Source organism: Frigidibacter sp. (assembly GCF_030695035.1).
GTDB lineage: Bacteria > Pseudomonadota > Alphaproteobacteria > Rhodobacterales > Rhodobacteraceae > Frigidibacter.
The window spans coordinates 622655-646723 of the sequence record NZ_JAUYTT010000008.1 but is presented as its reverse complement, the minus strand read 5'-3'; the positions used below and the strand labels follow the sequence as shown (position 1 = coordinate 646723).

General features: G+C 67.7%; 23 protein-coding genes. 13 read left to right on the top strand and 10 right to left on the bottom strand.

Translation table 11 applies throughout. The features are described from left to right. Positions 1 to 6 precede the first annotated feature (6 nt). From Q8S30_RS07260 to Q8S30_RS07250, 3 genes are read left to right on the top strand one after another with little or no spacing between them, the layout of a single operon-like run. Positions 7 to 1113: a UDP-3-O-(3-hydroxymyristoyl)glucosamine N-acyltransferase gene (locus tag Q8S30_RS07260; RefSeq protein WP_305665349.1), complete on the top strand. Its 1107-nt coding sequence runs from the start codon at positions 7 to 9 to the stop codon at positions 1111 to 1113. Between the two features lie 53 nt (positions 1114 to 1166). Further along, complete coding sequence (locus Q8S30_RS07255) at positions 1167 to 1433, top strand: acyl carrier protein (RefSeq protein ID WP_305665348.1); 267 nt, start codon at positions 1167 to 1169, stop codon at positions 1431 to 1433. A gap of 5 nt (positions 1434 to 1438) precedes the next feature. Then, complete coding sequence (locus Q8S30_RS07250) at positions 1439 to 2650, top strand: beta-ketoacyl synthase (RefSeq protein WP_305665347.1); 1212 nt, start codon at positions 1439 to 1441, stop codon at positions 2648 to 2650. Positions 2651 to 2711: 61 nt separating this feature from the next. Here Q8S30_RS07250 and Q8S30_RS07245 read toward each other — a convergent pair whose 3' ends face one another. Continuing rightward, positions 2712 to 3389: an invasion associated locus B family protein gene (locus tag Q8S30_RS07245; RefSeq protein WP_305665687.1), complete on the bottom strand. Its 678-nt coding sequence runs from the start codon at positions 3387 to 3389 to the stop codon at positions 2712 to 2714. Positions 3390 to 3919: 530 nt separating this feature from the next. Between Q8S30_RS07245 and Q8S30_RS07240 the strand changes: the two genes are divergently transcribed. Next, the gene (locus Q8S30_RS07240) at positions 3920 to 5500 is read left to right on the top strand and encodes a helicase HerA-like domain-containing protein (protein ID WP_305665346.1); all 1581 of its coding nucleotides are present in this window, start codon (positions 3920 to 3922) and stop codon (positions 5498 to 5500) included. A gap of 89 nt (positions 5501 to 5589) precedes the next feature. Continuing rightward, a complete protein-coding gene (locus tag Q8S30_RS07235; protein ID WP_305665345.1) occupies positions 5590 to 5964 on the top strand; it encodes a hypothetical protein in 375 nt (124 codons plus the stop codon). 6 nt (positions 5965 to 5970) lie between these two features. Here the strand turns inward: Q8S30_RS07235 and Q8S30_RS07230 are convergent, their stop codons facing one another. Together Q8S30_RS07230 and uvrA are read right to left on the bottom strand one after the other, a co-directional pair. After that, positions 5971 to 6933: a DUF4105 domain-containing protein gene (locus tag Q8S30_RS07230; RefSeq protein WP_305665344.1), complete on the bottom strand. Its 963-nt coding sequence runs from the start codon at positions 6931 to 6933 to the stop codon at positions 5971 to 5973. Further along, a complete protein-coding gene (gene uvrA / locus Q8S30_RS07225) occupies positions 6930 to 9803 on the bottom strand; it encodes an excinuclease ABC subunit UvrA (protein ID WP_305665343.1) in 2874 nt (957 codons plus the stop codon). Before uvrA ends, Q8S30_RS07230 begins: the two co-directional genes overlap by 4 nt. A gap of 195 nt (positions 9804 to 9998) precedes the next feature. Here uvrA and Q8S30_RS07220 point away from each other — a divergent pair, with 195 nt between their 5' ends. From Q8S30_RS07220 to Q8S30_RS07195, 6 genes are all read left to right on the top strand, one after another. Beyond that, a complete protein-coding gene (locus Q8S30_RS07220; protein ID WP_305665342.1) occupies positions 9999 to 10373 on the top strand; it encodes a rhodanese-like domain-containing protein in 375 nt (124 codons plus the stop codon). 83 nt (positions 10374 to 10456) lie between these two features. After that, positions 10457 to 11770, top strand: coding sequence for an HlyC/CorC family transporter (locus tag Q8S30_RS07215; RefSeq protein WP_305665341.1), 1314 nt, complete (start codon positions 10457 to 10459; stop codon positions 11768 to 11770). A gap of 9 nt (positions 11771 to 11779) precedes the next feature. After that, complete coding sequence (locus Q8S30_RS07210; RefSeq protein ID WP_305665340.1) at positions 11780 to 12292, top strand: GNAT family N-acetyltransferase; 513 nt, start codon at positions 11780 to 11782, stop codon at positions 12290 to 12292. 158 nt (positions 12293 to 12450) lie between these two features. Continuing rightward, positions 12451 to 12636 carry a hypothetical protein gene (locus tag Q8S30_RS07205; protein ID WP_305665339.1) on the top strand — a complete coding sequence of 62 codons (186 nt, stop codon included), beginning with the start codon at positions 12451 to 12453 and terminating at the stop codon, positions 12634 to 12636. A 199-nt stretch (positions 12637 to 12835) separates the two neighbouring features. Then, positions 12836 to 13051, top strand: coding sequence for an OmpA family protein (locus tag Q8S30_RS07200; RefSeq protein WP_305665338.1), 216 nt, complete (start codon positions 12836 to 12838; stop codon positions 13049 to 13051). Between the two features lie 111 nt (positions 13052 to 13162). Continuing rightward, positions 13163 to 14425 carry a DUF2254 domain-containing protein gene (locus tag Q8S30_RS07195; protein WP_305665337.1) on the top strand — a complete coding sequence of 421 codons (1263 nt, stop codon included), beginning with the start codon at positions 13163 to 13165 and terminating at the stop codon, positions 14423 to 14425. Here the strand turns inward: Q8S30_RS07195 and Q8S30_RS07190 are convergent. The 7 genes from Q8S30_RS07190 to Q8S30_RS07160 form a co-directional block, all read right to left on the bottom strand. Next, on the bottom strand, positions 14422 to 15063 hold the full coding sequence (locus tag Q8S30_RS07190; protein WP_305665336.1) for a glutathione S-transferase family protein: 642 nt from the start codon (positions 15061 to 15063) through the stop codon (positions 14422 to 14424). The genes Q8S30_RS07195 and Q8S30_RS07190 overlap by 4 nt on opposite strands. Positions 15064 to 15233: 170 nt before the next feature. Next, positions 15234 to 17225 (bottom strand): DEAD/DEAH box helicase, encoded by a 1992-nt coding sequence (locus tag Q8S30_RS07185; RefSeq protein WP_305665335.1) that lies wholly within the window; start codon positions 17223 to 17225, stop codon positions 15234 to 15236. Between the two features lie 197 nt (positions 17226 to 17422). Beyond that, complete coding sequence (locus Q8S30_RS07180; RefSeq protein WP_305665334.1) at positions 17423 to 17626, bottom strand: DUF2892 domain-containing protein; 204 nt, start codon at positions 17624 to 17626, stop codon at positions 17423 to 17425. Positions 17627 to 17773: 147 nt separating this feature from the next. Beyond that, positions 17774 to 18646, bottom strand: coding sequence for a 3-hydroxyisobutyrate dehydrogenase (gene mmsB / locus Q8S30_RS07175; protein WP_305665333.1), 873 nt, complete (start codon positions 18644 to 18646; stop codon positions 17774 to 17776). A 12-nt stretch (positions 18647 to 18658) separates the two neighbouring features. Further along, positions 18659 to 19693 carry an enoyl-CoA hydratase/isomerase family protein gene (locus Q8S30_RS07170; protein ID WP_305665332.1) on the bottom strand — a complete coding sequence of 345 codons (1035 nt, stop codon included), beginning with the start codon at positions 19691 to 19693 and terminating at the stop codon, positions 18659 to 18661. Beyond that, positions 19690 to 20835, bottom strand: coding sequence for an acyl-CoA dehydrogenase family protein (locus Q8S30_RS07165; RefSeq protein ID WP_305665331.1), 1146 nt, complete (start codon positions 20833 to 20835; stop codon positions 19690 to 19692). Before Q8S30_RS07165 ends, Q8S30_RS07170 begins: the two co-directional genes overlap by 4 nt. Positions 20836 to 20961: 126 nt before the next feature. Beyond that, positions 20962 to 22461 (bottom strand): CoA-acylating methylmalonate-semialdehyde dehydrogenase, encoded by a 1500-nt coding sequence (locus Q8S30_RS07160; protein ID WP_305665330.1) that lies wholly within the window; start codon positions 22459 to 22461, stop codon positions 20962 to 20964. 106 nt (positions 22462 to 22567) lie between these two features. Here Q8S30_RS07160 and Q8S30_RS07155 point away from each other — a divergent pair, with 106 nt between their 5' ends. Both Q8S30_RS07155 and Q8S30_RS07150 read left to right on the top strand, forming a co-directional pair. Then, on the top strand, positions 22568 to 23470 hold the full coding sequence (locus Q8S30_RS07155; RefSeq protein ID WP_305665329.1) for a LysR family transcriptional regulator: 903 nt from the start codon (positions 22568 to 22570) through the stop codon (positions 23468 to 23470). A gap of 145 nt (positions 23471 to 23615) precedes the next feature. After that, entirely contained in the window at positions 23616 to 24050 is a 435-nt protein-coding gene (locus Q8S30_RS07150; protein ID WP_305665328.1) for a CBS domain-containing protein, read from the top strand. Positions 24051 to 24069 lie beyond the last annotated feature (19 nt).

The window sequence follows — 24069 nt, the reverse complement described above, 5'->3', positions numbered from 1 at the left end:
GGCGACATGACCCAGCATCCAGACGGCTATAGTATCGCCGCACTGGCCGCCGCCCTTGGCGGGCGGGCCGAAGGCGACACCGGCCTGACCATCCACCGCGCCGCTGAACCCGCTGCGGCGGGCCCGGATGACCTCGCACTGGCGATGGACCCAAAATATGCCGCCGGCCTCGCGCTTGGGAACGCCCGCGCCGCGATGCTGTGGGAAGGGGCCGACTGGAAGGCACTCGGCCTCGCCGCCGCGATCTTCGTGCCGCGCCCGCGGCTGGCGATGTCGGGCCTCACCCGCACGCTCGATCCGGGGCCCACGATTGCCCCCGGCATCCATCCCTCCGCCGTCATCGACCCCTCTGCCACCGTCGGCATCGGCGCCGCCATCGGCCCCTTCGTGGTCATTGGCCCCGGCGCGGTCATCGGCCCGCGCGCCCGCATCGCCAGCCATGTCAGCATTGCCGAGGGCGCCCGGATCGGCGAGGGTGCCCTGATCCTGCAAGGCGCCCGCATCGGCGCCCGCGTGATCATCGGCGATCGCTTCATCTGCCACCCGAACGCGGTGATCGGCGCCGATGGCTTCTCCTTCGTCACGCCCGAGAAATCCGGGGTCGAGGAAATCCGCCAGACGCTCGGGGAGCGCGAGGAAATCCGCGCCCAAAGCTGGATCCGCATCCATTCGCTCGGCACCGTCGAGATCGGGGATGATGTGGAAATCGGGGCAGGGGCCACCATCGACCGCGGCACCATCCGCGCCACCACCATCGGCTCCGGCACCAAGCTCGACAACCTCGTGCATGTCGGCCACAACGTGCAGGTTGGCCGCGATTGCCTTCTGTGCGGGCAGGTCGGCATCGCCGGTTCGGCGCGGATCGGCAACCGCGTCGTGCTGGCGGGGCAATGCGGCGTGTCGGACAATATTTTCGTCGGCGATGACGTGATCGCCGGCGGCGCCACCAAGATCTTCACCAACGCGCCCGCCGGCCGGGTGCTCTTGGGCAGCCCGGCGCTGAAGATGGAAACCCATGTCGAGGCGTGGAAGAACATCCGCCGCCTTGGCCGCCTCTTCGCGCAGGTGGCAGAGCTTAAAGAAGCTGTTACAAAGCTCGGCCAGAAAGACTGACCGACCTGACCCGTTCTACCGACCCACAAGATCGCCACCCGGAGACCCCCCGCATGACCGTCAGCGTCCAGGACCGCATCATCGCCATCATCGCCGAACAGGCGGTGCTCGACCCCGAACAGGTGCTGCCAAGCTCGTCGCTCGAGGATCTGGGCATCGACAGCCTCGGCCTTGTCGAATCGATCTTCGCCATCGAAGAAGCCTTCGACATCACCGTGCCCTTCAACGCCAATGACCCGGTGCAAAGCGAGTTCGACATCTCTTCCGTCGCGGCGATTGTCCGCGCGGTCGAGACGCTGATCGCCGACCAGAAGGGCTGATCACCATGCGCAGGGTCGTCATCACCGGCGCCGGCACCATCAACGCGCTTGGCCATACGGTTCCCGAAACCTTCGAGGCGTTTCGCGAAGGCCGCTGCGGCATCGGCGAGCTGAGCATCCGCGACGTCGAACGCCTGTCGATCCGCATTGGCGGGCAGGTGCTGGACTATGACCCCGAGGTGCATTTCAACCGCCAGCAGATCGCGCTCTATGACCGCTTCACCCAGTTCACGCTGATGGCGGCGCGGCAGGCGATCGCGCAATCGGGCCTCAACTTCGACGGCACCCTTGGCTACGAATCCGGCGTCGTGCTTGGCACCGCGGCAGGCGGCACCACCACCTGGGACGAGAATTACCGGGCGGTGTATGAAGAGGGCAAGAACCGCGTCCATCCCTTCGTCGTGCCCAAGCTGATGAACTCTGCCGCGGCCAGCCATGTCAGCATGGAATGGAACCTGCGCGGCCCGGCCTTCACCGTCTCCACCGCCTGCGCCAGCTCCAACCACGCGATGGGGCAGGCGTTCCAGATGGTCCGCTCGGGCATGTGCAAGGCGATGATCACCGGCGGGTCCGAGGCGATGCTGTGCTTTGGCGGCATCAAGGCCTGGGAGGGGCTGCGCGTCATGTCGCGCGACGCCTGCCGCCCGTTCAGCGCCAACCGCAACGGCATGGTGCAGGGCGAGGGGGCAGGGGTCTTCGTCTTCGAGGACTATGACCACGCCCGCGCCCGCGGCGCCGAGATGCTGGCCGAGGTGATCGGCTTCGCCATGTCCTCCGACGCCTCCGACATCGTGATGCCCAGCCAGCAGGGCGCCGAGCGCGCCATCACCGGCGCGCTGCGCGATGCGCGGCTGAACCCCGAGGATGTGGGCTATATCAACGCCCACGGCACCGGCACGGCCGCCAATGACAAGACCGAAAGCGCCGCCGTCGCCCATGCCTTCGGCCATCATGCCGACCGGCTGATGATCTCCTCGACCAAGTCCATGCATGGCCACCTGATCGGCGGCACCGGCGCGGTGGAGCTTCTGGCCTGCATCATGGCGCTGAAGGACGGGGTGATCGCCCCCACCATCGGCTATGAGGAGCCCGACCCGGAATGCGCGCTCGACGTGGTCCCGAACGTGGCGCGCGAGGCGAAGGTCGAGGTGTGCCTGTCCAACGCCTTCGCCTTTGGCGGGCTCAACGCCGTCATCGCCCTGCGCCGCGCCGCCTGAGCCCCGAACAGCAAAACGCCGCCCCGGTCAGGGCGGCGTTTGTGTCTTCCGACTGGTGCGATCAGTTCGCAGCCAGATCCGCGTTGGCCGCATTCACCGCGTCATACCCGGCGGTGAAGCCCTTCAGCGACACGTTAAGCTGCACCTTGCGGTCCGGCGCGGCCATTGGCGTGATCGCCATCGTCGCCTTGTTGCCCTTCTTGAAGCTCGCAATCTCGGCATCGGTGAAGCCCACCCGCGCCACGCAGCCAATCGGCGCGCAGAAGGTGAAGGCATAGCGCTTGGCCTCGCCGGTATCGACCTGCATCAGGATCGCTTCCGGCAGCAGGGTTTCCAGCGGCGTCATGATCGTGCCGCCCGCTGCGGCCTGCTCGCCCTCGGGCAGCCCGAACAGGCTGAACTCGGCGACCGGGTTGCCGTCCTGATCCTTCAGCAGCTGATACAGCTGGCAAGGGTCCGACCCGTCCTCGGTCCGCACGCAGCGCTGTTCCCAGTCACCATGCGTCGCCTCGGTATAGGCCTCCCCGATGCCCGGCACGGCGTCCGCGGCTTCGGTTTCTGCGGCGGCGGGGGCCTCTGCGGCGGGCGCCTCGGCAGGGGCTTGGGCAGGTGCTTCGGGCGTTGCGGCGGGGGCGGGCGTCTCGGTCGTCGCAGGCGCGGCGGCATCCTGTGCCATCGCGGGCAGGCCAAGGCCCAAGGCCAAGGCAAGCGCCAGCGCCGGGCGCAGCGGGGTCATCATGTCGGTCATTGTCAGGCACCGTTAATTGTCAGGACGTGTCTCGCGGCGGTCTAGCACGGCGGCGCCGGAGTGTCAGGCGGGAAATCCTTGGCACGGGGGCAAGGCAGCCCAAATCTTCGTGCGCGGTGCCCCCTTCGTACCCCCCCGCGGCGGACAAAAGGAAAAGGGCCCGAAGGCCCTTTTCCCACCGTCTTTGATCCCTGTCGGACTGGCCGACTTGTCATTGACAGCGGACGCTAAGGCCTTCGTGTCCTTCCGTCAACAAGGATGACGGCCCTGTTTTTGGCTGATGACCGGGAAAATATTCTGCTCACTGCGTCGGTACCGCCCGGATCATCCTCAGGTTGTGCGAAAAAGGCCGCGCCCGATCCGGGGCGCGGCCAGTCTGACAGGGAGGAAGCTGCCCACCCGCAAGGCCCGGCAAAGGACCAGCGCGGCGAACAAGTCCACAGTGGCACCAGAGGGTTAAGGATGTATTGTGACCCCGACCCAAAGGCTCAGGCCTGCCACCGCCAACAAGGACCGTCCCCATGCCTCAGGACAGCCCCGCACCTGCCCAAGATGCCGCACCCCTGCTCAACGCCATCCTCGCCCCCGGCGCGGTCTTCGTCGGCGGCGGCGGCCCCGGCCATGCCACCCCCCAGCACCTGCTGCTCAAATACGGCAACCGCCACGGGCTGATCGCGGGTGCCACCGGCACCGGCAAGACCGTGACCCTGCAGGTGCTGGCCGAGGCCTTCTCCACCGCCGGCGTTCCCGTCTTCCTGTCCGACGTGAAGGGCGACCTCGCCGGTCTCGCCAAGGCCGGCTCGCCGGACGGCAAGCTGCACGGCCCCTTCGCCGCCCGCGCCGCCACCATCGGCTATGACCTTGGCTACACGGCTTTCCCGGTCACCTTCTGGGATCTCTGGGCCGAGCAGGGCCACCCCGTCCGCACCACCGTGACCGAGATGGGCCCGCTGCTGCTCGCCCGCCTCCTCGACCTGACCGACGTGCAGGAGGGCGTCCTCAACATCGCCTTCCGCATGGCGGATGAGGAGGGGTTGCCGCTCTTCGACCTGAAAGACCTGCAAGCCATGCTGGTCTTCGTCGGCGAGAATGCCCGCGACATCGGCCTGCGCTACGGCAATGTCAGTGCCGCCAGCATCGGCGCGATCCAGCGCCAGCTGCTGGTGCTGGAGAACCAGGGCGGCACCCGCCTGTTCGGGGAACCCGCTCTGGACCTTGCCGACCTGATGAGCGTCGCCCCCGATGGCCGCGGCCGCATCAACATCCTTGCCGCCGACCGGCTGATGGGCGCGCCCCGGCTCTACGCCACCTTCCTGCTGTGGCTGCTGTCCGAGCTGTTCGAGGAGCTGCCGGAAGTCGGCGATCCCGATCAGCCCCGCTTCGTGTTCTTCTTCGACGAGGCGCATCTGCTGTTCGACGACGCCCCGAAAGCGCTGGTGGACAAGGTCGAACAGGTCGCCCGCCTGATCCGCTCCAAGGGCGTTGGCGTCTATTTCGTCACCCAGAACCCCGCCGATGTGCCCGAGGATATCCTCGGCCAGCTCGGCAACCGCGTCCAGCACGCGCTGCGCGCCTTCACGGGCAAGGACCAGAAGGACCTCGCCCGCGCCGCGCAGAACTATCGCCCGAACCCCGAGTTCGACACCGAAACCGCGATCAAGGAGGTGGGGACGGGTGAGGCGGTGACGTCGTTCCTTGAGGCGAAGGGCGTCCCCGGCATCGTCCAGCGCACGCTGGTGCGCCCGCCCGCCAGCCAGCTTGGGCCGATCACCGCGGCAGAGCGGGCGGCGGTCATCGCCGCATCCCCCTTCGGTGCCAAATACGCCACCACCATCGACCGCGACTCCGCCTTCGAGCGCCTGCGCGCCCGTGCCGATGCCGCTGCAAAAGAGGTGGAGGTGGTGGGGGAGGCGGAACCCGAGTTCAATGCCGGCCGCCGCTATGGCGGCAAAACGGTGCCCGCCAAGAAGCCCGCCGCCCGCTCCAGCCGCTCCGACAGCATCGCCGAAACCTTCGGCAAAAGCCTCGCCCGCCAGCTTGGCACGCAAGCGGGGCGCAGTATCGTGCGCGGGGTTCTGGGCGGGCTCTTCAAGGCGCGCTGAGCACTGGCAAATTATGTATCGGCGCGGAACCAATCGCCGCGCCGCTCGTTTCTGTCACAGATCACCCAACTGTGACGGGAAGTTACCAGATGAAGCTCATGCGCGCCGCCGCCGTCGCCGCCCTGCTGCTTGCGCCCTCCGCCGCGCTTGCCGAGTGTCTCGCCTCGAGCACCTTCCTGACCGCCAGCGCCGCCGCGCCCTGCGTGCTTGTGCTGGACGATGCTGAGCTTTCGCCGGGCCCCAAGCGTATCCGCGTCGAACCCTCGGTGCCGGCCTTCGGCATCGGTGATGCCTTCCCGATCTACGAATACAGCATGTTGATCGACCCGCCCCGCTATGGCCTGCCGCCGGTCACCGGCAACTGGCGCTACTACCGGGCGAACGGTCACACCTACAAGGTGGATGCACAAAGCTTCGCGGTGCTGGACGTGGTGGCCGAGGGCCACGCCGCGTTGATGAACTAGGTGAGATTAGGGCTGCAAGCCTCTGATCGCGCGTGAGAAATCTTCACGCGCGACCTCGGGCCGCGGCGAGATCCGCGCGTCTTGCACCGCTTGCTCCAACGGCTCCTCCAGCAATCCCAGATCGTGCAGGTATCCGGGCAGGTATCCCGACAGCAGCACCCGCCAGTCCAGCGGCAGCCGCGCATCTACGGTGCGGGCCAGCCGCCAGATGATCGTGGTGCAGTTGCTGGTGACGGTCTGGTAAAATCTTGGCTTTTCAGCAAGTTGATTGCCGAGGTTAATGTAACTTCTGAACAGCGCCTCACGCTGATCGGCGGTCAACTTCAGCGGGAACACCGAAACACTCTCGCCCCGCACATCGCTGCGCAGGCGGAGGATGTCGGCTTCGGTGGCTGCTATAAGAACCAGCTCGAACTCCTTGAAAAACCCGCCAATTTCTGAAAACGCCTCCCCCCGTTCCCGCCGGATCTCGGCCGAGAAGACGATATGCCGGCCATCGGCAAAACCAAAGCTGATCAGCGTATGCGCGATGGCGGGATTGGCCCAGACCGAGGTGACCAGATCCACCGTTTGCAGGTCAGAGAGGCGGACAGTTTCCTCGCCCCAGGCGAGGGCGAAAGCGGTGGGGGTGGTCCAGGTGAAATCCCTGACATTCCTTAGGGTTACAAGGTCTTCTTTAACCTGTCCCGAAACCCCCCGCGCCACATCCTCCGCCCAGTCCCGATCTGCCAGCGGCTTGATCGAAGACCACCAGAGCCCGACCACTACCGCAGCAACCACAAGTCCGACCAGTGCCCGCCGCAGACGCCTTCGCCAGACCTGCCAGCCAAGCGCCAGCGCCGCCGCGACGGCGAGCGCCTGCGCCAGCACGCGCCACAGGCCAACCGCTTGATAGTGCAGCGCAACCACCGTCCAGGCGAGGGTGGCGAGGACAGCCAGCGCCAGCAGCAGACGGCCGGCGAGCCTCACTCGGCAGCGACCCTTCGCGCGGCGAGCATCGGTTTCAGGTAGCGCCCGGTATGGCTGCGCTCGACCTCGGCCACCTGCTCCGGGGTGCCGACCGCGACGATCTCGCCGCCGCCGTCTCCGCCTTCGGGGCCGATGTCGATGATCCAGTCGGCGGTCTTGATGACGTCGAGGTTGTGCTCGATCACCACCACCGTATTGCCCTGTTCCACCAATTCATGCAGCACTTCGAGCAGCTTGCGCACATCCTCGAAATGCAGCCCCGTCGTCGGCTCATCGAGGATATAGAGCGTGCGGCCGGTCGCGCGGCGCGACAGCTCCTTGGACAGCTTCACCCGCTGCGCCTCGCCGCCCGACAGCGTGGTCGCCTGCTGGCCGACCTTGACGTAGCCGAGGCCGACGCGCACCAACGCATCCATCTTTTCGCGGATCGACGGAACGGCGGTGAAGAAGCCCTGCGCATCTTCAACCGTCATGTCAAGAACGTCGGCTATGCTATTGTTCTTGAACTTGATTTCCAAGGTCTCGCGGTTGTAGCGCGCGCCCTTGCAGGTCTCGCAGGTGACATAGACATCCGGCAGGAAGTGCATCTCGATCTTGATGAGCCCGTCGCCCTGGCAGGCCTCGCAGCGGCCGCCCTTGACGTTGAAGCTGAAGCGGCCGGGCTTGTAGCCGCGGGCCTTGGCCTCGGGCAGGCCGGCGAACCAGTCGCGGATCGGGCCGAAGGCGCCGGTATAGGTGGCGGGGTTGGAGCGCGGCGTGCGGCCGATGGCGCGCTGGTCGATGTCGATGACCTTGTCGAGATGCTCGAAGCCCTTGATGCTGTCGCAGGGCGCCGGGGTCTCGCGGGCGCCGTTGAGGCGCATCGCTGCCGTTTTATACAGCGTCTCGATGGTCAGGGTGGACTTGCCGCCCCCGGACACGCCGGTGACGCAGACGAACATTCCCAGCGGAAACTCTGCGGTGACATTCTTGAGGTTGTTGCCGCAAGCCCCTGACACAACCAGATTTTTTCCGCTGCCGGTCCGGCGCACGCTGCGCACCGGGATCTGCCGCGCGCCCGACAGGTACTGCCCGGTCAGGCTGGCCGGATCGGCCTGCACCTGCGCCGGGGTGCCGTGGCTGACGACGCGCCCCCCATGCACGCCGGCGCCGGGGCCGATGTCATAGACGTAATCGGCATGGCGGATCGCATCCTCGTCATGTTCGACGACCAGCACCGAATTGCCCTGATCGCGCAGGTTCTTCAGCGTGGTCAGCAGGCGATCATTGTCGCGCTGATGCAGGCCGATGGAGGGCTCGTCCAGCACATAAAGGACGCCGGTGAGGCCGGAGCCGATCTGGCTGGCGAGACGGATGCGCTGCGATTCACCGCCCGAGAGTGTGCCGGCGGCGCGGGAGAGGGTGAGGTAATCGAGCCCGACATTCACAAGGAAACCAAGGCGTTCGCGGATTTCCTTGAGGATGGCGCGGGCGATCTCGTTCTTCTGGTCGGTCAGCGCCTCTGGCACCGTGGAGATCCAGTCATGGGCCTCGCGGATCGACATCTTCACCACCTGCCCGACATGCAGGGTGGCGATCTTCACCGCCAGCGCCTCTGGCTTCAGCCGGTAGCCGCTGCAGGCGCCGCAGGGGCGGTTGTTCTGGTAGCGCTCCATCTCCTCGCGGCTCCAGGCGCTGTCGGTCTCGCGGTAGCGGCGTTCCATGTTGGGGATCAGCCCCTCAAACGTGCGCGAGACCTGATAGACGCGGCCGCCCTCGTCGAAGCGGAAGGCGATCTCTTCCTCGGCGGAGCCATAGAGGAAGACCTGCTGCACCGCTTCGGGCAGATCCTTCCAGGCCTTGCGCTTGTCGAAGCCGTAATGGCGGGCGAGGGCGTCGATGGTCTGGGTCTGGTAGGGGGATTTGCTCTTGGCCCAGGGGGCCAGCGCGCCGTCGGTCAGCTTGAGGGTGATGTCAGGCACGACGAGGCGTTCGTCGAAGAACAGCTCCACCCCGAGGCCGTCGCAGACCGGACAGGCGCCGAAGGGGGCGTTGAAGGAGAAGAGGCGCGGTTCAATCTCGGGGATGGTGAAGCCGGAGACCGGGCAGGCGAATTTTTCGGAGAAGGTAATGCGCTCGGACACGAAGTCTTCGGGCGCGTCGGCGGGGGGCGCGAGTTCGAGGATGGCGATGCCATCGGCGAGGTCGAGCGCGGTGCGGAAGCTGTCGGCCAGCCGCGTCTCCAGCCCCTCGCGCACCACGATCCGGTCCACCACCACGTCGATATCGTGGCGCAGTTTCTTGTCGAGGGTCGGCGCATCCTCCAGCTCGTGGAACGCCCCGTCGATCTTGACGCGCTGGAAGCCCTGCTTGCGCAGCTCCAGCATTTCCTTGCGATACTCGCCCTTGCGGTCGCGCACGATGGGGGCCAGCAGGAAGGCTCGGGTGCCTTCGGGCAGGGCCATCACGCCATCGACCATGTCCTGCACCTGCTGCGCGGTGATCGGAAGGCCGGTGGCGGGCGAGTAGGGGGTGCCGGCGCGGGCATAGAGGAGGCGCAGGTAGTCGTAGATCTCTGTCACCGTGCCGACGGTGGAGCGGGGGTTCTTCGAGGTGGTTTTCTGCTCGATGCTGATCGCGGGGGAGAGGCCCGAAATATGGTCCACATCCGGCTTGCCCATCATGTCGAGGAACTGGCGGGCATAGGCGGAGAGCGATTCCACGTAGCGGCGCTGGCCTTCGGCATAGATCGTGTCGAAGGCGAGGCTGGACTTGCCCGAGCCGGACAGGCCGGTGATGACCACCAGCTGATCGCGGGGGATATCCACGTCGATGCCCTTGAGATTATGCTCGCGCGCGCCGCGTACACTGATGAACTTCTGCTCGGCCATGATGCCCCCAACTGCCCGACCCCGCGTCAGACCTGCAAGAAATAGGGCATGGCGGGCGAGTCTCCAACCCTGAAAAGTGAACAGAAGATGAACGTGATGCTGCGGGGCCGCAAAAGCGTTTGCGGGGGTACATCACATTCTGGTATTGGAATGCATCTGGCGCCTTTGGCGCGCCTTTACCTTGAGGTTTGCCCCATGTTCTCGTTCCTGCGCCCCTCTGGGCCTCCCGGCGCCCGCGTGCAGCCGATTGCCGCTGCCGAAGCGGTGGCGCGGGCAAAGGCGGGTGAGATCACGGTGATCGACGTGCGCGAACGCAGCGAGGTTGCCACCAGCGGCAAGGCCAGGGGCGCGCTGCATGTGCCGCTGGCGGTGCTGCGGATGAAATGCGATCCGTCGAGCCCGGAGTTTCTGCCGGGCCTCGATCCGGCGCGGCCGGTGGCTTTGTATTGTGCCTCCGGCGCCCGCAGTCAGGCGGCGGGGCAGATGCTGCTGCAGATGGGCTATGGCACCGTCTACAATATCGGCGGGCTGGGGCATTGGGTGGCCGGCGGCGGCGCGGTGGAGCGGTAAGTCCCTGAGTTAAGGCCCCTGCCGGCCTTGAACCCAAGGGCCTGGGGCCCCATAACGGACGGGCATAAGGAGCCCTTGCCGATATGGACCCCGTTACCCAAACTGCGACCCTCGACCTGACCTTCTGGCTGACCGCCGCCGGGATCATCCTGCTGCTGGCGATGTCCGCCTTCTTCTCTGGTTCCGAAACCGCGCTGACCGCCGCCTCGCGCGCCAAGCTGCGCGCCCGCGCCGACAAGGGCGAGGCGGGGGCGGAAGCGGCGCTGATCATCACCGAGGATAATGAGCGGCTGATCGGATCCTTGCTGCTGGGGAACAATGTCGTCAACATCCTTGCCGCCTCGCTGGCGACGGCGTTGCTGACGCAGGTGTTCGGCGCCAATGGCGTGGCGGTGGCGACGCTGGTGATGACGACGCTGGTGCTGATCTTCTCGGAAGTGCTGCCCAAGACCTATGCGATCACCCGGCCCGAGGCGATGGCCTCGAAGGTGGCGCGGCTGGTGCGCGTGCTGATCCGGGTGCTGTCGCCGGTGGTGATGGTGGTGCGGGCCATCGTGCGGGTGATCCTGATGGTGTTCGGCGTGAAGACCGATCCCGACAGCGCGATGTTCTCGGTCCGCGACGAGATTGCGGGGGCGCTGGCGATTGGCCATCAGGAGGGCACGGTCGAGAAGGAAGACCGGGACCGCCTGCTGGGGGCGCTGGACCTTGCCGAGCGCACGGTCGAGGAAATCATGCTCCACCGCAGCCAGATCGAGATGATCGACGCCGAGGCGAGCCCGGCCGCGATCCTGTCGGCCGTGCTCAGCTCGCCCCATACCCGCCTGCCGCTGTATAAGGGTGAGCGCGAGAATGTGGTGGGGGTGATCCACGCCAAGGACCTGCTGCGCGCCGTGGAAAAGACCGTGCGCGGCGAGGATGGCAATTTCGCCTCGATCCGTGACCTCGATGTGCTGGCGGTGGCGATGCCGGTCTATTTCGTGCCCGAGACGACGCCGCTGGACGAACAGATGCGCGAGTTCCTGAAGCGCCGCACCCATTTCGCGCTGGTGGTGGATGAATATGGCGACCTCAAGGGCCTGATCACGCTGGAAGATATCATCGAAGAGATCGTTGGCGAGATTTCCGACGAGTTCGACCTGGCCGGCGAGCATCCGTTCAAGAAGACCCCGGAGGGCGATTTCATCGTCGAGGGCACGATGACCATCCGCGACCTCAACCGCGCGCTGGACTGGCAGCTGCCGGATGAGGAGGCGAATACGGTGGCGGGTCTGGTGATCCACGAGGCGCAGACGATCCCGGCCGAGGGGCAGGTGTTCAGCTTCCACGGGTTCCATTTCGAGGTGGTGTCAAGGAAAGAGAACCGGCTGGCGAAGTTGAAGATACGGCCGTTGTGAGGGATTGGGGTGAGGCGGCACGACATCCTTGAGACCGAGCGGCTGGTGCTGCGCCGGCCGGGAGCCGCGGACATCGCCGCCTACACTGCCTATTGCCTGAGTGACCGTGCGCGATTTGTTGGTGGGCCGTTCACAGAGGTGCAGGCCTTCGAAAAACTGGCGGCGATGATCGGGCATTGGGAGCTGCGGGGGTTCGGGCGCTTCGTATTCGCGCACCGGGACAGCGGCCAGCCGATCGGCCATGCCGGAGCCATGCAACTGATCCCCGACGAGCCCCCGGAGTTCACCTGGACGATCTGGAGCGGCGCGGATGAGGGGCGCGGCTATGCCACCGAAGCCTGCGAGGCTTACCGCATCCATGCGTCAGAGGGGCTTGGCTTCGCGCGCATGATCGCCCGCATCAAGCTGGAAAACCATGCTTCGCGCCGGCTGGCCGAGCGGCTGGGTGGGTTGCTGGATGAGGATGCGGTGGCTCCCGAATGGTATCCGGGATCCGTCACCTACGGGTTCGCGTTGTCGTAGGACGCCCTTGCCCGGGACCAAGGCGCGTAGCGCCATCGGGCAGCGCCCTGGCCCCGGGCACGACGCGCCGGGGGGCAAGCCCCGCCAACCCAATTTCAGTTGCCAACCGCTTTGGGCCTCGCTTAGCCTGACGGCGATTTGGGCCCCGAGGTGTTTCCATGCTGGCCCGTTTCGCTTGCTGCCTTTCGCTTGCCCTCGCCCTTGTGCAGCCCGCCCACGCGCAGACCGATCTGACCCTTGTCGTCGAGCCCTATGCCGGGTCGGAGGAATATCCCGGAAACCGGATCGACGAGGCCTTCGGGACCAGCCAGCGCGTCACCGGCTTTGGCGAAGGCGCGGTGTAGGCGGCCCCCTTCGAAGGGCGGGTGAGCCTGGTCCGGGTGCTCGACGCTGCGGCGATGGGATCGGCGCTGGATGCCGAGGGGCGGATCGCCATCGACAATATCTACTTCGACTTCGGCAGCGCGGCGCTGCTGCCAGAGTCGGGGCCGGCGCTGACCGAGATTGCTGCACTGTTGGCGGCGCGGCCCGAGCTGTCGATCTATGTCGTCGGCCATACCGACAGCGTGGGGGCTGGAGGCCAATCTGGAGCTGTCGCGGGCCCGGGCAGGCGCTGTGGTGGCGGCGCTCGAGTCCGGGCATGGCATCGCGGCCAGCCGCGCCGTGCCGGCGGGGGTGGGGCTGCTTGCTCCGGTCGCGCCCAACACGACCGATCAGGGCCGGGCGCTGAACCGCCGGGTGGAGGTCGTTGCGCGCTGACGCCGGGGGGCGACACTGCCCGCTTTCCCGGGTGGTGCCCATCCGCTGCCGCCGGTAGTCTTCACCAAACCCCGACCGGCGCCCCAGCCGCCCCCCAACCCGGAGCACCCCATGTCCAGACTGAACTGGCTCTTGTCGCGGATCCGGCGGACGCTGTGGGTGCGGGTGGCGCTTTATGCGCTGCTGGGGCTGGGGGCGGCGCTGCTGGCCTCGCTCAGCAGCCGGTTTCTGGCGGGGCAGGCGCCGCTCGATATCAGCTCGGATGCCATCGACAGCCTGCTGACCATCATCGCCTCGAGCATGCTGGCCGTCACCACCTTCTCGGTCGGGGCGCTGACGGCGGCCTATGGCGGGGCGACCTCGAACGCCACGCCGCGGGCGACCCCGCTGCTGACCGAGGACGGGGTGGTGCAGCGGTCGGTCTCCACCTTCGTGGGCTCCTTCGTGTTCAGCATCGTGGCGCTGATCGCCTCCAAGGTCAGCGTCTATGGGCCGGAGGGGCGGGCGATCCTGTTCCTGGTGACGCTCGGAGTGATCGTGCTGATCGTCATCGCGCTGCTGCGCTGGATCAACCAGCTGACCAAGCTGGGCCGGGTCGGGGACACCATCGCCCGGATCGAGCAGGCGACGGACGGCGCGATGAAGGCGCGGATCGCGCTGCCGTTTCTGGGCGGGCGGGCGCTGGAGGGCGGCTATCAGGGCACGCCGGTGCTGTCGGAGGAGGTGGGCTATGTGCAGTTCGTCGATACCGATGCGCTGTCGGAGATTGCCGAGGAGGGCGAGGTCGACATCGACGTGCATGTGCTGCCGGGGAGCTTCGTCTTCGAGGGCTCGGTGCTGGCCTGCGTTCCCGCCTCGGACTCGCCGCTGATGGACAAGCGGGCCGAGGCGATCCGCGAGACCTTCACCATCGGGCCGGTGCGGACCTTCGATCAGGATCCGCGCTTCGGCCTCGTGGTGCTGTCCGAGGTGGCGCTGCGGGCGCTGTCGCCGGGGATCAACGATCCGGGCACGGCGATCGACGTGATCGGCCGGCAGGCACGGCTGCTGACCTATTGGGGCGATGCCTGGGCCGAGGCGGAGGGGTGCGAGGCCGAGTATCCGAGGATCCGGGCGCCAGCGCTGCACTGTGATGACCTCTTCGAGGACGCCTTCACCCTGATCGGCCGCGATGGCGCGGGCCATGTCGATGTGATGCTGCGGCTGGTGAAGGCGCTGCAGGCGCTGGCGCGGATCGGCCCGCCTGCCGCGCGCGCCGCGGCGCTGCATCAGCTGCAGGTGGCGCTGGTGCGGGCCGAGGTGGCGCTGACGGGCGCGGATGACCGGCGGCGTTTGCAGGCGGCGGCGGGGATGTTTGCGGTGGCGGACCGCTAGCCTGCCTCGAACAGCGCCCGTTGCGCGGCGTAGGCGCGTTGGTAGGCAGGGCGCGCCTCGCCGCGGGCGATATAGGCGGCGAGGGCGGGGTAGTCGGCCAGCAGCTGCGTCCCCTCCAGCCGGCGCAGGACCATGACCATCATCAGATCGCCGGCGGAGAAGGTACTTTCCAGCCAGTCGTTTGTGCCGAGGTGGCGGGCGAGGTCGTCCAGCCGCTGGCGGATGCGGGCGTGGAGCAGAGGCAGGCGGCTCTGGTGCCAGGGTTCGGTGCGCTCGGCGTAGCCGGCCTGTTCCAGTTCGACGATGGGCGGCTCCACGGTGCTGAGTGCCGCGAAGATCCAGGCTGTGGCGCGGGCGCGGGGGGCTGGGGCGTCGGGGAGCAAGCCGGGGTGATGCTGGGCGATGTGCAGCACGATGGCGCCGGATTCGAAGAGGGTGAGCTCGCCCTCCTGATAGGCGGGGATCTGGCCGAAGGGGTGCAGGGCGAGATGGGGCGGCTGCTTCAGCGCGGCGAAGGAGATCGTGGCCACCTCGTAGGGTTGGCCCACCTCATCGAATGCCCACCGCACGCGCATGTCCCGCGCGAGGCCGCGGCCGCGGTCGGGGGAGTTGGCGAAGACCGTGAGGGTTGGGGTCATGGCGGGTCTCCTTGGGGAAGGATGGGCGCGAGGGGGTGGGGGGTGTCAAGGATGGTGAGTTGGGGGCGGAGGATCAGTGCTGCCGCGCTGCCCTTGACGCTCCTCGGGCGACAAAGAAGAAGGACGCAGCCTTCCGGCCGCGCCCCTTTCAATTCCATCAGCCCCGGGGATCAGCTCCCCTTCGGCTTCCACGGTTTCGCGCCGCTGTCGGGGCGGTCCGACCGGGTGCCGTATTTCGCGCCCGGTTTGGCGGGGCCTTTGCCGGCCGTGTCGGGCTTCGGCTTCGGTTTTGCCCAGCCGGATTTCGCGGCATGGGGGCCAGCGGGCCCTTCGGCGCGGGCGGCGACCTTGTGGCGGGGTTTGCGCGGGGCCTCTCCGGTGTCGCGGTCGGCGGGGGCAGCGGGCGCGGGGGACCAGTTGGACGGCTCCTTGCGCTCATAGGTCCGCTTCTCGCGCGGGGCGTCGGTCTGCTCGTAGCTGCGCTTCTCGCGGGGCGCGCTGTCGTCGCTGCGCGGCTTGCCCTCGTAGGGTTTGCGGGCCGGGCGCGGGGCGGCGTCGGGGTTGCCGGGCAGGCCTTCGGGGGCCTTCGCCATCCGTGTCACCGGGATGCCGTCTTCCAGCGTGCCCGCCGCGCCAATGGCACCGAAGAAGCGGTCCTCGGCGGTCGTCGAGATCTGCACGGCGGTTTCCTCGCGGCCCACCCGGATCGCGCCGATATCGGTGCGGGTCAGGTCGCCGGAACGGCAGAGCATCGGCAGCAGCCAGCGCGCCTCGGCCCGCTGTTCATGGCCGACGGGCAGCGAGATCCAGAAGCTGGGGCCGAACTCGGTACGCTCGCGCTTGGCGCCGTCGCCGGCGGGGCGCAGGTCTTCGGGAGCCGAGCGGCCAGCGGCCCAGAGGCGGTAGAAGCCGGCGGCGAGGGCGCGCGGCGGCAGCTCCATCAGCGCGGCGAGGGCCTCGGTTTCCGACTCCTCCACCGGGGCGTGCAGCGCCGGGTCGGCGATCATCCGTTCGGCATCGCGGGCCAGAACCTCTTCGGCCGAGGGCGCGGCGCCCCAGATCGCGGCGATGTTCGCCCAACCCAGCAGACGTTCGGCCTTCTTGCGGGCGTTCACCGGCACGATCAGCGCGCTGGTGCCCTTGTTGCCGGCGCGGCCGGTGCGGCCCGAGCGGTGGAGGAGGGTTTCCTTGTTGGTCGGCAGGTCGGCATGGATCACGAGGTCCAGCCCCGGAAGGTCGATGCCGCGCGCCGCCACGTCGGTGGCGATGCAGACGCGGGCGCGGCCGTCGCGCATGGCCTGCAGCGCGTGGCTGCGTTCCTGCTGGCTCAGCTCGCCCGACAGCGCCACCACCGGGAAGCCGCGGTTCACGAAGCGCGCGGTCAGATGGTTGACGGTGGCGCGGGTGCCGCAGAACACCAGCGCGCGGCTGGATTCGTAGAAGCGCAGCACGTTGACGATGGCATTCTCGCGGTCGCCCGGATCGACGGCGAAGGCGCGGTATTCGATGTCGAGATGCTGTTCACGCTCGGCAGCGGTCGAGACGCGCTTGGCATCGCGCTGGTAGCTTTTCGCCAGCTGCGCGATCTCGGGCCGCACGGTGGCCGAGAACAGCAGCGTGCGCCGGTCGGTCGCGGCGGATTGCAAGATGAACTCCAGATCCTCGCGGAAGCCGAGGTCCAGCATCTCGTCTGCCTCGTCCAGCACGGCGACCTTCAGCGCGGTGATGTCGAGCGCGCCGCGGCGGAGGTGGTCGCACAGACGCCCGGGGGTGCCGACGACGATATGGGCGCCGCGTTCCAGCACGCGCCGTTCAGACCGGGCATCCATGCCGCCCACGCAAGACGCGATCACCGCGCCGGCCGGGGCATAGAGCCATTCCAGCTCGCGCCGGACCTGCAGGGCCAGTTCGCGCGTCGGCGCCACGATCAGCGCGGCGGGCAGGGCGGCGGGGCCGAAGCGCTTGGCGTCGCCCAGAATGTCGGCGGCCATGGCAAGGCCGAAGGCCACGGTCTTGCCCGAGCCTGTCTGCGCAGAAACCAGCAGGTCGGCCCCTGCGACGGCCGGGTCCAGCACCGCCTCCTGCACCGGGGTCAGGCTGGCATAGCCCTTCTCGGTCAGGGCTTCGGACAATGCGGGATGGATACCGTCGAAATCAATCATGGGGGGCTTTCGCTGAACGGGGCAGGGCGCGGGGGCCAAAAGGGGCCGCCGGGGACCGGCAGAAACGGAAACGGGGTGGCGCAGCTTGTGCGCGCTTCGCCATTACACGTTTGGACTGTGGATGTATAGCGCAAACGGGATGGGGCGGCCCGCGAGGTGGCGCGGATCGCCTTTTGTGGGGGTGACGTTGCGGCGTGTCAGCGCTTGAGCGGGCAGGTGTTGAGCCCGAAGATCGAGTAGAGCGGGCAGGTCTGCAGCAGGCCGGTGGCCAGCGGCACGATGCCGATCAGGTAGAGCCAGCGGTATTGGCCTTCGGGGTTCAGGAAGAACCCGGCGATCAGCGCAAGGCCGACCACCACGCGCAGGATGCGGTCGATGCCGCCGACATTGGTCTTGAACATGGTTTGTCCCCCTTGGACGGATTATATGCAAATCCGACTATATGATTTCCGGGGGCCGATGTCCTGCGCCAAATCGGGCTCGCGCGCGGCCGGGTCAATCGGTCGCGCGCGGGTGCTTCAAGTTGCGCGCGTTCGCGCGCGGGGATCTTAGCTGCGACTGCGCGCCTCGAACCGCGGCAGCATGGCCGAGAAGTCGCGGCCGCGGCCGCCTTCCGCCTCGACGAACGCCTCATAGAGCAGCGTCGCCAGCGCGCCCATCGGGGTGTCGGCATCGGCAGATCCCGCCGCCTGCTGGCTGAGGCGCAGGTCCTTGAGCATCAGTTCCGCCGCGAAGCCGGGCTTGTAGCCGTTGTCGGCGGGGCTGGTCGGGCCGACGCCGGGGGCCGGGCAATAGGCGTTCATCGACCAGGAATAGCCCGAGGAAGTGGAGACGACGTCGAACATCTTCTGCCGGTCCAGCCCCAGCTTGTCGGCCAGCGCGAAGGCCTCGCAGGTGGCGATCATGGTGACGCCGAGGATCATGTTGTTGCAGATCTTGGCTGCTTGCCCGGCGCCCGCGCCGCCGCAATGCACCGCCTTCTGGCCCATTACCTCGAAGAGCGGCAGGGCGGTGGCGAAGGCGGCATCGGGGCCGCCGACCATGAAGGTCAGCGTGCCGGCACTCGCGCCGCCGACCCCGCCCGACACGGGCGCATCGAGCGCGGCGAGGCCCGCAGCGGCCGCCTGCTCGGCCACGGCGCGGGCGCTGTCGACATCGACGGTGGAGCAATCGACCAGCACCGCGCCCGGGGCCATCGCCGGGATCACCTCGGCCGCGACGCCGCGCAGGATCGCGCCGTTGGGCAGCATGGTGATGACCACCTCGGCCCCCTGCACCGCGCCCGCCGCGCTGATCGCGCCGGTGACGCCCGCGGGCATCGGGGTGGCGGGGTCATAGCCCGTCACATCATGGCCGGCCTTTGCCAGATTGGCGGCCATCGGCGTGCCCATGTTGCCCAGTCCCAGAAACGCGATCTTCATGGTCTCTCCTCCTCAGAAGCTCAATTCGCTTGGCCCCAGCGGCGCCAGCAGCGCCTGCCGTTCCTCGGCGGGAACGGTCAGGGTGCCGGCATGGCGCCAGCGCGGGGTGCGGTCCTTGTCGATGATCTGGGCGCGCACGCCCTCCAGAAAGTCGGTCTGCGCCACGGCGTGGTAGGTGAAGCGGAACTCGTTGGTGAGGGCTTCGCGGATGCCGTCGGTGGGCGAGAGCGCCCCCAGCAGGTCCAGCGTGCAGCCCATCGACAGTGGCGAGTTGCGCAGGATGGCCTTGCGCGCGTCGCTGGCCCAAGGCTCGGGGTGCTGCTCCAGTCGATCAACGATTTGCGCAATGTCGGTGTCGCTGAATGCCGCGTCGATGCCCGCCGCAGCCTCGGCCAGCGGGCTGGCGGGGGCCATCAGGGCGCGGGCAGCAACGCGGCCGGGATCGCCGGTGGCGCAGAGCTCGGCGATGAGGGCGGGCCACTCCGCCTCGGGCAGGTAGTGATCGGCGAAGCCCGCGTGGATGGCGTCGCCGGCCCCCATCCGCGTGCCGGTAAGGCCAAGGAGGCGGCCAAGCTGTCCGGGCGCGCGGGCCAGCAGCAGGGTGCCGCCCACATCGGGGATCAGGCCGATGCCGCATTCTGGCATCGACATCTGGGTGGTGTCGCCGACAACCCGGTGGCTGACATGGCAGCCGATGCCAACGCCGCCGCCCATCACGAAGCCCTGCATCAGCGCGATGATCGGCTTGGGGTACTCCGCCAGCTTGGCGTTCATCCGGTATTCGTCACGCCAGAAATCGCGGCCCGCGGTGTCATCCCCGGCCTTGCCGGCGCGGTAGACATCGGCGATGTCGCCGCCCGCGCAAAACGCGCGCTCGCCTTCCGCGTCGAGGATCACCAGATCGACGGCGGGATCTTCGCGCCACAGGTCGATGGCCGCCTCCAGCGCCAGAGCCATCGGATGGCTCAGCGCGTTCAGCGCCTTGGGGCGGGTGAGGGTGATGCGCCCGGCGCGGCCTTCGGTGCGGATATGCAGGTCTTCTGTCATTTCCGCCCCGCCAGCATCTCGCGCGCCACGATCAGGCGCATGATCTCATTCGTGCCTTCAAGGATCTGATGCACGCGCAGGTCGCGCACCAGCTTCTCGATGCCGTAATCGCCAAGGTAGCCGTAACCGCCATGCATCTGCAGGCAGTCATTGGCGACCGCAAAGGCGGCGTCGGTCACATACATCTTGGCCATGGCGCAGAACTTGGTGGCATCGGCCGCGCCCGCGTCGAGCTTGGAGGCCGCCTGCCGCAGGAAGATGCGCGAGGATTGCAGCTTCACCTCCATCTCGGCCAGGCGGAACTGAAGCGCCTGGAACTGGTCGATGGAGCGGCCGAAGGCCTTCCGCTCCGCCATATAGGTCAGCGTCGCATCCAGCGCCGCCTGCGCGCCGCCAAGGGCAGAGGCGGCGATGTTAAGCCGCCCGCCATCGAGCCCGGCCATCGCATAAGCGAAACCGCGGCCCTCCTCGCCAATCAGGTTGGCGGCGGGCACCGGGCACTCGTCGAACTGCACCTGCCGGGTCGGCTGCGCGCGCCAGCCCATCTTGTCCTCCAGCCCGCCGAAGGACAGGCCCGGCGCCCCGGCCTCCACAATCACGGTGGAGATGCCCTTGGGCCCGTCCTCGCCGGTGCGGACCATCGTCACGTAAACATCCGAGTAACCGCCGCCCGAGATGAAGGCCTTGGTGCCGGTCAGGCGGTAGCCGTCATTGGTCTTCTCGGCGCGGGTGCGCAGGGCGGCGGCGTCGGAGCCCGATCCGGGTTCGGTGAGGCAGTAGGAGAAGATCTTCTCCATGCTGCACAGGGCGGGCAGCCACGCGGCCCGCGTCTCGGGGCTGCCGAACTTGTCGATCATGCCGCCGCACATGTTGTGGATCGACAGGAAGCTGCCGACCGCCGGGCAGGCCATCGCCAGCGCCTCGAAGACCAGCGTGGCATCGAGGCGGCTGAGGCCCGATCCGCCGACATCCTCGGACACGTAGATGCCGCCAAGACCCAGCTCCGCCACCTTGGGCCAGAGCGCCTTGGGGATCGTGCCCTCGGCCTCCCATTGCCGGGCGAAGGGCGCGATATGTTCCTGGCCGAAGCCGTAGGCCATGTCGAAAATGGCCTGCTGCTCCTCGCTGAGCGCGAAATCCATGACAGCCTCCCCTCCGTCGGTTTCTGGTGGTCTAGCGGGCGAACCTTGCAGGACTTTTGCAAGGCGCGCGCAGGGCCGTGGTTTCAGCCCTGCACGGTCTCGCTGTTAGCTGATCCGCGCAGCGGATCAGTCCATCGCCTTGAAGTTGAACGCCGCGCCTTCCTTCATGCCCGACGGCCAGCGCGCCGTGACGGTCTTGGTGCGCGTGTAGAAGCGGAAGGCATCAGTCCCGTGCTGGTTCAGGTCGCCGAACACCGATTTCTTCCACCCGCCGAAGGTGTGATAGGCCAGCGGTACCGGGATCGGCACGTTGATGCCGATCATGCCAACGTTGATCCGGTTGGCGAAGTCGCGCGCGGTGTCGCCATCGCGGGTATAGATCGCGGTGCCGTTGCCATATTCATGGTCCATCGCCAGCTTCAGCGCCTCCTCGTAGGATTGCGCGCGGACTGTGGAGAGGACCGGCCCGAAGATCTCTTTGCGGTAGATGTCCATGTCAGGCGTGACATGGTCAAACAAGTGCGGGCCGACGAAGAAGCCGTCCTCATAGCCCTGCAGGCTGAAGCCACGGCCATCGACCACCAGTTTCGCGCCCTGCTCGACGCCCGATTCCACCAGCTTCAGGATATTGGCCTTGGCGGCGGCGGTGACGACCGGGCCGTAATCCACATCGTCGCCCGCCGTCCACGGGCCGACCTTCAGCCGCTCGATCCGCGGGATCAGCTTTTCGATCAGCGCATCGGCGGTGGCGTCGCCAACCGGCACTGCGACCGAGATCGCCATGCAGCGCTCGCCTGCCGCGCCGAAACCGGCCCCCACCAGCGCGTCGGCGGCCTGATCCAGATCGGCATCGGGCATGATGATCATGTGGTTCTTGGCGCCGCCGAAACATTGCACGCGCTTGCCGTTCGCGCAGCCGCGCGCATAGATGTATTGCGCGATCGGGGTGGAGCCGACGAAGCCGATGGCCTGCACGGTGTCATTGTCCAGGATCGCATCGACGGCTTCCTTGTCGCCGTTGATGACCTGCAGCACGCCGTCGGGCAGCCCCGCCTCCTGAAACAGCGCCGCCAGCATCAGCGGGACCGAGGGGTCGCGTTCGGACGGCTTGAGGATGAACGAATTGCCCGCGGCCAGCGCCGGGCCCATTTTCCACAGCGGGATCATGGCGGGGAAGTTGAACGGGGTGATGCCCGCGGCCACGCCAAGCGGCTGGCGCAGCGAATACATGTCGATCCCCGGGCCGGCGCTGTCGGTGAACTCGCCCTTCAGCAGATGCGGGGCACCGATGCAGAACTCGATCACCTCCAGCCCGCGCTGGATATCGCCCTTGGCATCGGGGAAGGTCTTGCCATGTTCGGAGGACAGCTTCTCGGCCAGCTTGTCCATGTCACGGTTGATGAGACGCACCATCTCCATCATCACACGCGCGCGGCGCTGCGGGTTGGTCGCGCCCCATTTCACCTGCGCCTCGGCGGCGTCGGCGATGGCGGCGTCGATCTCGGCGGTGCTGGCGAGGGCAACCTGCGCCTGCACATCGCCGGTGGCGGGGTTGAAGACATCGGCAAAGCGGCCGGACGTGCCCGCCACAAGCTTGCCGTTGATCCAGTGACCGATGGTTTCCATGACATTCCTCCCGAAGTTCTGGTTGGCGTCACCATAGGCTTGCATTTCTGCGGCGCAAAGCGTCAGTTTCCCAAAATCGTTTTGCAAATGTGCAAAGGGGCGCCAGATGCCGGATTGGGATGACCTGCGGATCTTTCTGGCCGTGGCCCGCAGCGAGAGCCTGTCGGGCGCGGGGCGCGGCTTGCGGCTGGATGCGGCGACCGTGGGCCGGCGCATTGCCCGGCTGGAGGAGGCGCTTGGCCATCCGCTGTTCCTGCGCTCTGCCCAGGGCTACCGGCTGACCGAGGCGGGCGGGCGGCTGGTCGCCCATGCCGAGGCGGCAGAGCGGGCGGTGGCGGGTGCGACGGAGGATATGGCGGGCGCGGGCGCGGGGCTGACGGGCCAGATCCGCCTCGGGGCGCCCGATGGCTGCGCGAACTATCTGCTGCCGCAGGTGACGGCGGCGATCTGCGATGCCAATCCGGGGCTGGAGGTGCAGATCGTGGCGCTGCCGCGGGTGTTCAACCTGTCCAAGCGCGAGGCGGACATGGCCGTCGCCGTCAGCCCGCCCGAGGCGGGGCGGCTGACGGTGCAGAAGCTGACCGATTACCGGCTGAGCCTTGCGGGGGATGCCGGATATCTGGCGGCGAATCCCGCCATCACCGCCCGCGCCGATCTGCAGGCGCATCGGCTGGTGGGCTATATCCCCGACATGATCTTCGACAAGGAGCTGGATTATCTGGCGGAACTGGGGGCCGGGACGGTGCCGCTGGGGTCCAATTCGGTGTCGGTGCAGCTGATGTGGCTGCGGGCGGGGGCGGGGATAGGCATCGTGCATGATTTCGCCATGCCCTTCGCCCCGGGCCTGCGCCGGGTGCTGGCGGGGCAGGTGGCGCTGACCCGGGCCTTCTGGCTGATCCGCCATGCCGATGACCGGCGGTCCGACCGGATGACGCGGTTCGCCGAGGCGCTGACACTGGGCCTGCGGCGCGAGGTGGCGCGGCTGGAGGCGCTGGCGGCGGGGCAGTAGGGGGAACACGCGCTGCCCTCCGACTTGCCGTATTCACCAATCTCAGCCGAAAGGCTCCCCCTGCGCCCGCTCCCCTTGACAGACTGCCGCACCCAGCGGACGCTGTCCCCCCGAGGAGGCGCGCAATTGGGTAGAGGAGGACTCGATGCTTGTTCACCAGATTCTGAAATCGAAGGCCGATGACGGCGTGGTCACCGTGGCGCCGGGCTGGAGCCTCGCTGCAGTTGCCGAAGTGCTGTCGGCCCGCCGCATCGGTGCGGTGATCGTCTCGCCCGATGGCAAGGCGGTGCTTGGCATCCTGTCCGAGCGCGACATCGTGCGCGAGCTTGGCCGCCGCGGCGCCGGCTGCCTGTCGGACCCGGTGGAGGCGATCATGACCCGCGCCATCGTGTCGTGCCGGCGCGAGGATGACGCGGTCACCGTGATGGAGAAGATGAGCGCCGGGCGCTTCCGCCACATGCCGGTGATGGAGGGCGAGGAGATGGTCGGCCTGATCTCGATCGGCGATGTGGTCAAGGCGCGGCTGTCGGAACTGTCGATGGAGCGCGAGGCGCTGACCGGGATGATCATGGGCAACTGACGCCCGCCGAGACATGCCC

What these genes read in the sequence shown, in the direction of transcription:
- Q8S30_RS07260 (WP_305665349.1), top strand. Translation starts at nt 7, where the DNA reads ATGACCCAGCATCCAGACGGCTATAGTATCGCCGCACTGGCCGCCGCC.
- Q8S30_RS07255 (WP_305665348.1), top strand. Translation starts at nt 1,167, where the DNA reads ATGACCGTCAGCGTCCAGGACCGCATCATCGCCATCATCGCCGAACAG.
- Q8S30_RS07250 (WP_305665347.1), top strand. Translation starts at nt 1,439, where the DNA reads ATGCGCAGGGTCGTCATCACCGGCGCCGGCACCATCAACGCGCTTGGC.
- Q8S30_RS07245 (WP_305665687.1), bottom strand. Translation starts at nt 3,389, where the DNA reads ATGATGACCCCGCTGCGCCCGGCGCTGGCGCTTGCCTTGGCCTTGGGC.
- Q8S30_RS07240 (WP_305665346.1), top strand. Translation starts at nt 3,920, where the DNA reads ATGCCTCAGGACAGCCCCGCACCTGCCCAAGATGCCGCACCCCTGCTC.
- Q8S30_RS07235 (WP_305665345.1), top strand. Translation starts at nt 5,590, where the DNA reads ATGAAGCTCATGCGCGCCGCCGCCGTCGCCGCCCTGCTGCTTGCGCCC.
- uvrA (WP_305665343.1), bottom strand. Translation starts at nt 9,803, where the DNA reads ATGGCCGAGCAGAAGTTCATCAGTGTACGCGGCGCGCGCGAGCATAAT.
- Q8S30_RS07220 (WP_305665342.1), top strand. Translation starts at nt 9,999, where the DNA reads ATGTTCTCGTTCCTGCGCCCCTCTGGGCCTCCCGGCGCCCGCGTGCAG.
- Q8S30_RS07215 (WP_305665341.1), top strand. Translation starts at nt 10,457, where the DNA reads ATGGACCCCGTTACCCAAACTGCGACCCTCGACCTGACCTTCTGGCTG.
- Q8S30_RS07205 (WP_305665339.1), top strand. Translation starts at nt 12,451, where the DNA reads ATGCTGGCCCGTTTCGCTTGCTGCCTTTCGCTTGCCCTCGCCCTTGTG.
- Q8S30_RS07200 (WP_305665338.1), top strand. Translation starts at nt 12,836, where the DNA reads ATGTCGTCGGCCATACCGACAGCGTGGGGGCTGGAGGCCAATCTGGAG.
- Q8S30_RS07195 (WP_305665337.1), top strand. Translation starts at nt 13,163, where the DNA reads ATGTCCAGACTGAACTGGCTCTTGTCGCGGATCCGGCGGACGCTGTGG.
- Q8S30_RS07190 (WP_305665336.1), bottom strand. Translation starts at nt 15,063, where the DNA reads ATGACCCCAACCCTCACGGTCTTCGCCAACTCCCCCGACCGCGGCCGC.
- Q8S30_RS07185 (WP_305665335.1), bottom strand. Translation starts at nt 17,225, where the DNA reads ATGATTGATTTCGACGGTATCCATCCCGCATTGTCCGAAGCCCTGACC.
- Q8S30_RS07180 (WP_305665334.1), bottom strand. Translation starts at nt 17,626, where the DNA reads ATGTTCAAGACCAATGTCGGCGGCATCGACCGCATCCTGCGCGTGGTG.
- mmsB (WP_305665333.1), bottom strand. Translation starts at nt 18,646, where the DNA reads ATGAAGATCGCGTTTCTGGGACTGGGCAACATGGGCACGCCGATGGCC.
- Q8S30_RS07170 (WP_305665332.1), bottom strand. Translation starts at nt 19,693, where the DNA reads ATGACAGAAGACCTGCATATCCGCACCGAAGGCCGCGCCGGGCGCATC.
- Q8S30_RS07165 (WP_305665331.1), bottom strand. Translation starts at nt 20,835, where the DNA reads ATGGATTTCGCGCTCAGCGAGGAGCAGCAGGCCATTTTCGACATGGCC.
- Q8S30_RS07160 (WP_305665330.1), bottom strand. Translation starts at nt 22,461, where the DNA reads ATGGAAACCATCGGTCACTGGATCAACGGCAAGCTTGTGGCGGGCACG.
- Q8S30_RS07155 (WP_305665329.1), top strand. Translation starts at nt 22,568, where the DNA reads ATGCCGGATTGGGATGACCTGCGGATCTTTCTGGCCGTGGCCCGCAGC.
- Q8S30_RS07150 (WP_305665328.1), top strand. Translation starts at nt 23,616, where the DNA reads ATGCTTGTTCACCAGATTCTGAAATCGAAGGCCGATGACGGCGTGGTC.